Below are 2322 nucleotides of genomic sequence, written 5' to 3' on the forward strand. Positions count from 1 at the left end.
GCCACCACCAACGAGTCGTTATGGCCCTGCGGGCCACGTGGGAGCGATGAAATGCTGGTGGCCCGCCGGGCGCGGTTGCCGTGGGTGATACTGGAGCGCGTTGGTGCCCGCAACGAGTCTGGCACGGGGACCCGAGGGACCTTGGGTTGTCGCTGCGAGCACGAACCCCAGATTCTGTGTGGGTGCTGGTCCCTCCCCGGCGGGTGGTCGTGACCGTCGGATGGGAGGAGGGGGGATGGAACAGATCCGGGAGCGGGTGGCGGCGTTGGACGTGCACCGCGACAGTGTCGCGGCGTGCGCGCGGGTGCCGGGCCCGCGCGGTGGGGTGCGGCTGGGCAAGGCGCGGTTCGCCACCACCACGGCGGGGTGGCCGAGCTGGCCGCCTGGCTGGCCGAGCGGGGCGTGACCACGGTCGGCATGGAGGCCACCGGGGTGGACTGGAGGTGTGTGTACTCCGCCTTGGAGGGCCTGTTCGACCAGGTGTGGCTGTACAACGCCCACCACGTCAAGGACGTGCCCGGCCGCAAGACCGACCTGTCCGACGCCGAATGGCTGGCCGACGTGGTCGCCCACGGGATGGTCCGCCCCTCGGTTGTGCCGCCACCACCGATCCGGGAGCTGCGGGAGCTGACCCGCTACCGCAAGACCCAGGTCGATGTCCGCGCCGCCGAGATCCACCGGCTGGAGAAGCTGCTCCAAGACGCCGGGATCAAGCTGACCAGCGTGGCGTCGAAGGTGCTGACCCAGTCGGGGCGGGCGATGGTCGAGGCGCTGGTCGCCGGCGAGCGGGACCCGGGCCGCCTGGCCGGGCTCGCCAAGGGCAAGCTGCGCGCCAAGCTCCCGCAGCTGGCCGAGGCCATGGCCGGCCGGTTCGGGCCGCACCATGCCGTGGTCGCCCGCCGGATCCTGGACCACATCGACTTCCTGGACCACGCCATCGATGCGCTCACCGCCCAGGTCGTGGCCAGGACCCGCGTGCTGGCCGAGCAGGTCGAGCTGCTGGCCGAGGTGCCCGGCCTGGACCAGACCGCCATCCAGGTGATCCTTGCCGAGACCGGCGGCGACATGGCCCGCTTCCCCAGCCCCGCGCGGCTGGCTTCCTGGGCGGGGGTGTGCCCCGGCAACCACGAGTCGGCCGGCACGCGCCGTACCGTGGCGACCCCGCCCGGCAACCGCTGGCTGCGGCGCATCCTGATCGAAGCCGCCCGGGCAGCGGCCCGCACCCGCGGGAGCGACTTCGCCGCCCAGGACCGCCAGATCGCCCGCCGCCGCGGCCCGAACAAGGCCGCGATGGCGGTTGCCCACAGCCTGGTGGTGGTGATCTGGACCGTGCTTGCCACCGGCGAGCCGTTCCACGACCTCGGCGAGGACGACTTCCAGCGCCGCCGCGATCCCCAGCGCGAGTCCCGCCGGCTGGTCCGCCAGCTCGAGCAGCTCGGCTATGCCGTCACCCTCCAACCCGCCGCCTGACCGACCAACCTCCACAACTGACCCGGGCCTTGTGGTCGGGCTCCGCCCGAACCCACTGCCGCGTGCCCGAGCTGGTGTGGTCTGGGGCCGCATTTCACCCCAGATCACCGGGTTCCAGCCGCTACTGGAGGGCCTAGATCTTGCCGGGCGGGTCATCACCGCCGACGCCATGCACACGCAACGCGACCACGCCGACTGGCTGGTCACCGCCAAGCACGCCGCCTACCTGCTCGTCGTCAAGGCCAACCAGCCCAGCCTGCACCACCAGCTGTCCACCCTGCCGTGGCGCGAGGTCCCCGTCGCCGACCGCACCCGCGACCGCGGCCACGGCCGGGTCGAGATCCGCCGGCTGCAGGTCACCACCGTCGCTGGCCTGGACGTCCCCCACGCCACCCAGGCGATCCGCAGCACCCGCCGGGTCCGGTCCCTGCACACCCCGCCGCCGGCGCACCGTGGCGGTGTACGCGGTCACCAGCCTCACCGCCGCCCAGGCCCCACCCTGCCCGCCTGGCCGACTGGGTCCGGGGTCACTGGGGATCGAGGGGTTGCACCACCTCCGCGACACCACCTTCGCCGAGGACGCCTCCCAGACCCGTACCGGCACCGCCTCCCGGGCCATGGCCAGCCTGCGGATTGTCGTTGTCTTCCCTGCTCCGTTGGGACCGAGGAACCCGAAGATCTCCCCGCGACGAACGTCGAGATCGATGCCTACTACGGCCTCCAGATCGCCGTAGCGCTTGACCAGCCCGCGCACCGTGATGACGTCCTCGCCTTCGTTGGGAGGGGGCGCCTCGGAGATGGGCGGAGATCCCGGTGTCCCCAGACTCATGCGACATCCTCGCTGGAAAGCGA

The 2322-nt window shown here is 72.2% G+C and carries 2 protein-coding genes and 1 pseudogene; 2 read left to right on the forward strand and 1 reads right to left on the reverse strand.

Annotated elements, in window-relative coordinates:
• Window positions 1-235: 235 nt before the first annotated feature.
• Both VG276_03465 and VG276_03470 read left to right on the forward strand, forming a co-directional pair.
• Window positions 236-406 (forward strand): hypothetical protein, encoded by a 171-nt coding sequence (locus VG276_03465; protein ID HEV8648466.1) that lies wholly within the window; start codon window positions 236-238, stop codon window positions 404-406.
• Entirely contained in the window at window positions 367-1470 is a 1104-nt protein-coding gene (locus VG276_03470; protein HEV8648467.1) for an IS110 family transposase, read from the forward strand. The genes VG276_03465 and VG276_03470 overlap by 40 nt, the downstream gene beginning before the upstream one ends.
• A gap of 631 nt (window positions 1471-2101) precedes the next feature.
• Here the strand turns inward: VG276_03470 and VG276_03475 are convergent.
• Window positions 2102-2299, reverse strand: a pseudogene (locus VG276_03475) (ATP-binding cassette domain-containing protein).
• Window positions 2300-2322: the final 23 nt, after the last annotated feature.

Source organism: Actinomycetes bacterium (assembly GCA_036000965.1).
Lineage (GTDB): Bacteria > Actinomycetota > CALGFH01 > CALGFH01 > CALGFH01 > DASYUT01.

What these genes read in the sequence shown, in the direction of transcription:
- VG276_03465 (HEV8648466.1), top strand. Translation starts at nt 236, where the DNA reads ATGGAACAGATCCGGGAGCGGGTGGCGGCGTTGGACGTGCACCGCGAC.